The 6,449-nt window shown below is 44.7% G+C and carries 11 protein-coding genes; 6 read left to right on the top strand and 5 right to left on the bottom strand.

The genetic code is table 11. From position 1 onward, the window contains the following. From PN470_RS10425 to PN470_RS10410, 4 genes are all read left to right on the top strand, one after another. A partial coding sequence (locus tag PN470_RS10425; RefSeq protein ID WP_271931852.1) for a photosystem II protein D2 occupies window positions 1-172 on the top strand: 172 nt, incomplete at its 5' end. 145 nt (window positions 173-317) lie between these two features. After that, window positions 318-845 carry a DUF3011 domain-containing protein gene (locus PN470_RS10420; protein ID WP_002742011.1) on the top strand — a complete coding sequence of 176 codons (528 nt, stop codon included), beginning with the start codon at window positions 318-320 and terminating at the stop codon, window positions 843-845. Between the two features lie 280 nt (window positions 846-1,125). After that, a complete protein-coding gene (locus PN470_RS10415) occupies window positions 1,126-1,353 on the top strand; it encodes a hypothetical protein (protein WP_002773466.1) in 228 nt (75 codons plus the stop codon). Beyond that, on the top strand, window positions 1,334-1,612 hold the full coding sequence (locus PN470_RS10410) for a type II toxin-antitoxin system RelE family toxin (RefSeq protein ID WP_271935460.1): 279 nt from the start codon (window positions 1,334-1,336) through the stop codon (window positions 1,610-1,612). The genes PN470_RS10415 and PN470_RS10410 overlap by 20 nt, the downstream gene beginning before the upstream one ends. A gap of 60 nt (window positions 1,613-1,672) precedes the next feature. Here the strand turns inward: PN470_RS10410 and PN470_RS10405 are convergent, their stop codons facing one another. Next, window positions 1,673-1,786, bottom strand: coding sequence for a CopG family transcriptional regulator (locus PN470_RS10405; RefSeq protein WP_103112600.1), 114 nt, complete (start codon window positions 1,784-1,786; stop codon window positions 1,673-1,675). 173 nt (window positions 1,787-1,959) lie between these two features. Continuing rightward, window positions 1,960-2,226: a photosystem I reaction center subunit PsaK gene (gene psaK / locus PN470_RS10400; protein WP_002736399.1), complete on the bottom strand. Its 267-nt coding sequence runs from the start codon at window positions 2,224-2,226 to the stop codon at window positions 1,960-1,962. A 120-nt stretch (window positions 2,227-2,346) separates the two neighbouring features. Here psaK and PN470_RS10395 point away from each other — a divergent pair, with 120 nt between their 5' ends. Further along, entirely contained in the window at window positions 2,347-2,985 is a 639-nt protein-coding gene (locus PN470_RS10395; protein ID WP_271935457.1) for a phosphoribosylanthranilate isomerase, read from the top strand. A 63-nt stretch (window positions 2,986-3,048) separates the two neighbouring features. Here the strand turns inward: PN470_RS10395 and folE are convergent, their stop codons facing one another. The 3 genes from folE to PN470_RS10380 all read right to left on the bottom strand — a co-directional run bounded on the left by folE (window position 3,049) and on the right by PN470_RS10380 (window position 5,767). Next, a complete protein-coding gene (gene folE, locus PN470_RS10390) occupies window positions 3,049-3,747 on the bottom strand; it encodes a GTP cyclohydrolase I FolE (protein ID WP_002738197.1) in 699 nt (232 codons plus the stop codon). 49 nt (window positions 3,748-3,796) lie between these two features. Then, entirely contained in the window at window positions 3,797-4,525 is a 729-nt protein-coding gene (locus PN470_RS10385) for an SDR family oxidoreductase (protein ID WP_190538073.1), read from the bottom strand. Window positions 4,526-4,861: 336 nt separating this feature from the next. Continuing rightward, the gene (locus PN470_RS10380) at window positions 4,862-5,767 is read right to left on the bottom strand and encodes a hypothetical protein (protein WP_272104493.1); all 906 of its coding nucleotides are present in this window, start codon (window positions 5,765-5,767) and stop codon (window positions 4,862-4,864) included. Window positions 5,768-5,811: 44 nt separating this feature from the next. Here PN470_RS10380 and PN470_RS10375 point away from each other — a divergent pair, with 44 nt between their 5' ends. Further along, window positions 5,812-6,219 (top strand): hypothetical protein, encoded by a 408-nt coding sequence (locus tag PN470_RS10375; protein ID WP_002773462.1) that lies wholly within the window; start codon window positions 5,812-5,814, stop codon window positions 6,217-6,219. Window positions 6,220-6,449 lie beyond the last annotated feature (230 nt).

The following is a 6,449-nucleotide window of genomic DNA, read 5'->3' as shown; positions in this document are numbered from 1 at the left end:
TGACTTCGTTTCTCAGGAATTGAGAGCGGCGGAAGACCCGGAATTTGAAACCTTCTACACTAAAAATATTCTGCTTAACGAAGGTCTGAGAGCTTGGATGGCTCCCCAAGACCAACCCCACGAAAACTTTATCTTCCCTGAAGAAGTATTACCTCGCGGTAACGCTCTCTAAAGATGGCAAGAAAATTTACTGATTAGAGGGAAGGGTGATTTAACTTCACCCTTCTTTTTTGTTGATTAACGCACCGCAAGCACTACTACTCATTTTCTGGATACCCCTGTAAGATAAACTAGAGAATTTCTTGGAGATAAAAACAATGTTTCGCCAAATTTTATTATCTAGTCTCGGTTTGTTGCTAATTTATCCTCTAGGGAGCGAGCCAGCAGCGGCCAGAACCACGAGAATTAATTGTGAAAGTCAAAGCGGTCGAACTACTCGCTGTCCCGTCAACGCTAGATGGGCCCAAGTCAGATTAATCCGCACTCGCTCCGCTGCTCCCTGTGAGGGTAATTGGGATTTCGAAAACGGCAATATTGTGGTGAGAAATGGTTGTCGGGGCGAGTTTGAGGTACGCACCGACGACCATCACGGTAATTCTGGTGGCGGTTGGGACGGTAATGTTTATGAAGAATTTCGCCTCCCCAATATCGGTCGTTTTGTCGTCGATCGCCGCAGTTATTATGATAGTGGCAGAATTAGAGAATTTGATGCGATCGTTAATGGCAGTCGCGAGCGTTGGTGGGCCAATTGTCGTGGTGGCGAACTCGGCAGCGGTAGTCGTCGTATCCGCTCATCCCGGGAAATCGATCGAGTAGTGGACTTTGTTTGTGAGGATCGGGGTTAAATATAGAAACCAAAACCCTATCTAAAACCTTTTGAAGTTACTTATTTATATAGCCAGATAGCTAAAATGAGTAACTTTTACTGAAGATAGATTTTAAGAACGTTATCAGGTAAGCTAAGATGCACTTTAACCGCCTATGCTTAGATTACCTGAATTTCTCCCAATCTCTTGACTTGCCTCGAATAGTGGCTTGAGAAAACTAAAATCCTTAAGATAGCTGCTGTAAGAAACCCGTTTTCTTGATCTGCTGCTACAATTCAAGTAGATTGGAGGAAAATATATGGAGCCGGCAAACACCTTAGATGCTCTAATGCTCAAAACTATCATCAAGGAAAGCGTCCGCGAAGTTATGCGGGAAGAATGGTTTAAATTCTTCGAGATGCTGATTCCCTATGTTGATGATATAGAACAGGCTGACATAGAAGCAAACTTTAATCCTGTTGATTACAAAGACGACGGCTTCGTTGATATTACAGACTGGTTTAATCGTGAAGATCAGGATCAGTAGATCAGCCAATAAATTTTTGGAGAAACTAGATGCCAATAGCCGAAAATCTGTTTTGACTAAAATTAGTATTCTCAAAACCTGCCTTGAAACTCAAAACGTTTATCCCCCTGAAGAACTTGATATCAAAAAACTTAAAGGTGAGTTAAAAGGATTCTCCAGAATTCGTGTTGGCAAAATGCGAGTTATTTTTGAAATCGGCAAGGAGACAGACGAAATCTTTATTTATGAGATTAACTTTAGAGGCAATATTTACGATTAATTAAGCGATTGGCAACGTTCGGATTTACCAATTATTTTCGATACTTCTTTCCGCAGCCATCTAACTTTCATGGGTTAATTTAGCAAATACTGCTTCTTCTTTGTTAGCAAAGTCTCCAACTTCTACTGGGGCAACTGCTTTCTTAATTTTCTCGCCAGCAGCCAGAATAATCACGCGCTCTGGACGATTACTAGACTTCTGACATAATTAACTCTTGAGAGTTCAAAAATGGGAAAATAGGGATGAAGTTGCCTAAAATATCTTTATACTTAGTTCTCCTGACTACTGACTACTGGCTCCTCTCTCTGAGGATTACCGGTCACTGATTACTGATTACTGATTACTGATTAGAGAATACCTGCGTTAGAAAGACCGAGAACCAGTCCCGCACCGAGAATATGGCCAAAACTCATGGTAGCCAATAATTCCGGCAGACCGAAGCTTTTTTTCGAGGCTAACTGCGGTAAGGGTAAAGCAGGGCCGGCCCCGGTATTTTGGATGGCAAAATAACCGATAACGAAGGCTACTAGGTTAGCTAAGGTCATGGTAATCCCGACGGATAAATTCCAGGGAATGGTTTGAGCAGTGGCTAAAAGTAAGGTGGAAGGGATCATTGGCACTCCAGTCTTGATAAGATTTTGTTAATCACAGGGCATTATAAAAAGCTCTTGACCCGAAACTGCTTTTTGTTTGAATACTTAACAGTTTTTGTAACGTTTTGTGAATAAGATTAAATGCGAATTAAAATTTGCGGCATTACCCAACCAGACCAAGGACAAGCGATCGCTAATTTAGGAGCTACGGCCTTAGGTTTTATCCTCGTACCAAGTTCGCCTCGTTACGTCAAAATCGAGCAAATTAATGCTATTACCGCCGCTATACCCGACAAAATTGATTTTATCGGGGTTTTTGCCGACGAGCAACCCGAAATTATTCAGCAAATAATTATTAAAACCCCCTTGACAAGTGTGCAGTTACATGGTATGGAATCTCCCGAATATTGCCAAAGGTTGCGGCAATTATTACCCGACCGGGAAATTATCAAGGCTTTGCGGATCAAAGACAGAGAAAGTTGGGAAAAGTCGGCAATTTACTTCAATAGCGTCGATACTTTACTTTTAGATGCCTACCATCCCCAATTACTCGGCGGTACGGGACATACCTTAGACTGGCAAGCCTTAGCCAGTTTTTCGCCCCCCTTGCCCTGGTTTCTCGCCGGAGGACTCAACCCCGATAATATTGGTGAAGCTTTAACCAGGCTGCACCCCCAGGGTATTGATGTGTCTAGCGGCGTTGAGCGATCGCCTGGTGATAAAGATCTCAAAAAAGTCGCCCTCTTGCTAGAGCGACTGCAAAAAATCAGGGATCAGTGATCAGTTAGAAGGTTTTGGGTGTTGGGGTTTTAGTTGAATTCCCCCATTTCCCCATTGCCCTGACTAGAAGAAATTAGGTTTATGACGGATCAGGTTAAGATACTCCTCGCGGGTTTTCTGCTCGTCTTGGAAGACTCCTAACATGGCGCTGGTGACGGTCCAAGATCCCGGTTTCTGCACCCCGCGCATCACCATGCACATATGGGTTGCTTCCATGACTACCGCAACCCCTTGGGGGTCGAGAATTTCTTGAATCGCTTCGGCAATCTGACGGGTGAGGCGCTCTTGGACCTGTAAACGACGGGAATACATTTCCACAATGCGGGCCAATTTACTTAATCCGACCACCTTTTGGTTAGGAATATAGGCAACGTGGGCCCGACCCATGAAGGGTAACATATGATGTTCACAGAGACTAAAGAAGTCAATATCGCGCACTAATACCATCTCATTATGACCTTCATCGAAGATCGCACCATTAACGAGGGTTTCTAGGGATTGTTGATAGCCCTGGGTGAGAAACTGCATCGCTTCGGCCACCCGTTTGGGGGTTTTTAATAAACCTTCTCTTTCGGGATCTTCTCCCACCGAGATCAGGATATTTCTGACCGCATCCATCATCTGTTCTTTGTTTTCGTCGGAAGTCGGATGAATTTGAGCGGTTTTGCCATTGTGGGTGTTGCGATCGGGGCGAGTGGTCACGCGTGCTTGGATAGCGTCGGTTAGATTACCGTTTAAACCGTTAGAAGAAGCTATGGTCATAATGAGGATGCCTGTAGGCGAATTGATTGATAAATAGAAGTATTTCGGGTTATAATGCCCCCGCACTGGGCATAATGGTCATCGTTTCCACTACGGCCTGTTTGGGCAGTAACACCGCTTGCAGAATGGCCTGAGCGATGATATCCGGGGTTAACATGGCCGAGCGATCGAAATCTGCTTTGACGCTATCGCTGTCCCAGATGGGAGTATTGACAGCCCCGGGGATGATAATCGTGATGCGAATGGCGTTAGCCCGCTCCTCGATCGCTAAAATGCGAGAAAATGCCACTAATCCCGCTTTGCTGACACTATAGGCCCCCCAATCAGGAAAAAAATTATCGGCGGCGATCGAGGAAACGTTAATGATCGTGCCTCCTCCCTGTTGACGCATAGCAGGTAAAATTCCTTGCACACACTGATAAACACTGGTTAAATTCAGATCGATCACCCGCTGCCAGTCTGACAAAGGTGTGTCAGCTAAGGGATTTGTGTAACCCATGCCAGCATTATTGATCAGGATATCGATCGGTCCGGATTCTTGGGCGATTTTAGCGATACTAGGAGCTACTTCCGGGATATCTGCCAAATCTAAGGGGTAAGCTTGGGCTGATACGCCTAAATCTGCCGCCATTGCCGCCACGGTTGCCAATTTTTGCTGATCGCGACCGATTAAAACCAGATTAATTCCCGCCTTGGCGAAAGCGAGGGCGGTTTCTTTGCCGATGCCGCTACTGGCTCCGGTGATCAGCGCTCGCTGTTGACGAATAACAGAGTTCATGGTATAGTTTGAAATCTCTTAATTCTTGGTAGTTAGGGCAAAATTTTGGCGGTTAGGGGGACCCTAGAAAGTTTTAAGGGAGTTGGGTTAGATCGGAGCAATTTTTCTCGCACCAAAATTGCTGCGGCCCACCCAGGCGGGGGGAAGCATTGACTATCAGGTAGGTTCAAGATTAAGAATCGTTACAAAATTTTACCTAGCCAATTATAGCACTGTTAAGTCAGGGATCACTAATCTTTGTGTATATTCAGATATCTAACCAGCGAGGGAAAAAAGCGGACTGGTGGGCAAGAATTCTTGAGGCTGCCTTGAAACTCCCTCCCCCCGCGCTGAAAACTACTCACCGGAGGAGATGGCAGCGGTGGGTTGAGTGCGATTGACAATCACCACTCGATCGCCGACAACGGGACTTCTAGCGAGGAGAATTCCTTCATTATCCTTCATTTCCAAGCGGCGAAAATCGAGACTTTGGCAACGTTGAAAAATCGAATTAGCCAATTTATCCTGTTGTGATGCCTCGAGACTATACCAATTATCGCCCAAAATAACTACTAGACGACTAGCCAAAAAGTCCGCTTCTATAGTAGAAATAATCCCGGTGGGATAACGAGTAGTTAAATCGGTAATTTCCTCCTGAATAGCTGCGACTAAACTTTGTTCGGGAGTTAATCGTGGTTTTGCTTTAGTAATCGGGACGGGAATCGGTGCCTCTGGTGCGGTTAATTCTGGGGGGGTTTCGATAATTTCCCCGGCTGCCGGTGGGGGACTAGAGACAACTTCGGGCATATTTTCGGCAATTTCCGCCGGATTTTTCGGTAAACTGATCACGGCTACTAAGAGGATAGTGACTAAACTTCCTGTTAACAAGCCGGTGATTAACCAATCGGGAATTTTTTCGCTAATTCCTGCCGGTAAAAGTCGGCGAATTTTGTTCAAAATTGCCGTCCACCACCCTTCCACCTGCTCGAAATCTGGTAAAATATCGTCGATTCCCTCGGCTGCTTCGATGGGAGAATCTGGGGTTAAACTTTGCTCAACTCCGGCGAATTCGTCTGGTTTTAAAGCAGCGGCTAACTGTCGCGTTGAGTTAAGAAGATTATCAATAGCAACTTTTGGGGGTAACACTATACCCGTTCCCGTGTTAAGTTGGGAAACGATCGAATTTAACTGCTCGATCGCCTCTTGTAGTCGGATCACCGTTTCTGCTTGGCTGAAATTCTCTCGCTCATTTGGTTGAGTCATAATCTTTCTTAACTCGCTGCCATTCTTTTTCAAAATATCATTCTATGCGCCGTTTTCTCAGTTTTTTAACCAGTATTTTCCTTGTCTTCCTAACTGCTTGTGGTAGTGTCACTCCCCCCCAAGAATTTGCCCCCCCTGGAGAAATCGTCACCAAAGCCCTTTTATTACAATTTCGTCACACATCCGATCGCCTTAGTCAATCTTTACAGATCGAGGAGCCGCAGGTAAAAATTGCTAAAATTAATGTCACCAGTCTGGAACCGATTTATGTGGGTAATTTGCCCGCTTATCACTTGCAGGGAGATTACGATCTAACTCTACAATTGCCCCATCAAAAAGATACCAAACAACACAACAATTTTGATCTTTATTTACAAAGACAGATCGAGGGGAAAACTTGGCGTTTACTCGAAGAAGTTGCCTCCCAATGGCGCAGCTATTTAGTGAGATAAGCGGAAAAAGCCCGGGGATTTTGCTAAGTAGCTGGTTATAATCAAATTGAAGATAGATTTTGGGTTCGATCCCCCCTGCCCCCCTTGATCTATCCCTTATAGGGATCTTTCTTAACAATTTTTGCAGTAAGCACTCCAACCCTTATCCTGACTTGATTTCAGTTTTTTCTTTGTCAGTAAGGGTGTCAACAAGGAATATTACAAATTGTTAACCGAGTCTTGAAAGCCTT

Origin of the sequence: Microcystis sp. CS-574 (assembly GCF_028329095.1) — a bacterium.
Lineage (GTDB): Bacteria > Cyanobacteriota > Cyanobacteriia > Cyanobacteriales > Microcystaceae > Microcystis > Microcystis ichthyoblabe_A.
The sequence above is the reverse complement of the archived record's forward strand: the minus strand, read 5'-3'. Positions and strand labels throughout refer to the sequence as shown.